The 613-nt window shown below is 56.0% G+C and carries 2 pseudogenes; one reads left to right on the forward strand and one right to left on the reverse strand.

The window, feature by feature from the left end:
- Window positions 1-100: pseudogene (locus AB4Y92_RS25250) on the reverse strand (IS1595 family transposase); the annotation flags it as partial.
- A 288-nt stretch (window positions 101-388) separates the two neighbouring features.
- On the opposite strand from AB4Y92_RS25250, the pseudogene AB4Y92_RS25255 reads away from it, so the two are divergent.
- Window positions 389-613 (forward strand): annotated as a pseudogene (locus tag AB4Y92_RS25255) (IS1595 family transposase); the annotation flags it as partial.

The raw sequence follows: 613 nt of genomic DNA on the forward strand, positions 1-613 counted from the left end.
TGTTGGTGGCGGTGAGATCCAGTGCCCAACAGCGCACGAGCGCCCGAAATCGGGCCTCGCTGATTTTCGAACGGCTGTAGTACCTGCTTTTCTTTTGCATTTCAGGAAGATAGCTGCGTTATGGGACAGCTTTGCTTCCTAAGACCCTTGAAAAGGGGGGGTTAGGGGGGATTTGCTTTTGCTGCGGCGAAAAGCAAATCCCCCGGCGCCGACACAGAACAGCTCAGACGATTGTTCGCCGGCCGCCAGCCCCCTTTTTCAAAGGGGGCGCATTTCCGCGCTTGGTTGGTAAGGGCGACGGATACCTCCATGCGCGACGAAACAGTTCCCCCCTTTGAAAAGGGTCTTAGGAAGCAAAGCTGTCCCATAACGCAGCTATCTTCCTGAAATGCAAAAGAAAAACAGGTACTACAGCCGTTCGAAAATCAGCGAGGCCCGATTTCGGGCGCTCGTGCGCTGTTGGKCACTGGATCTCACCGCCACCAACACCGCTCAGTTGACCGGCTTGAGCGTGCGCTCGGTCAACACGATCTTCCTGGCCATGCGGCGTGTCATTGCTCACGACTGCGAACAACATTCGCCCTTCACCGGTCAGGTCGAAGTCGATGAATCC

The organism is Lysobacter sp. TAB13 (assembly GCF_052113885.1).
Lineage (GTDB): Bacteria > Pseudomonadota > Gammaproteobacteria > Xanthomonadales > Xanthomonadaceae > Lysobacter > Lysobacter gummosus.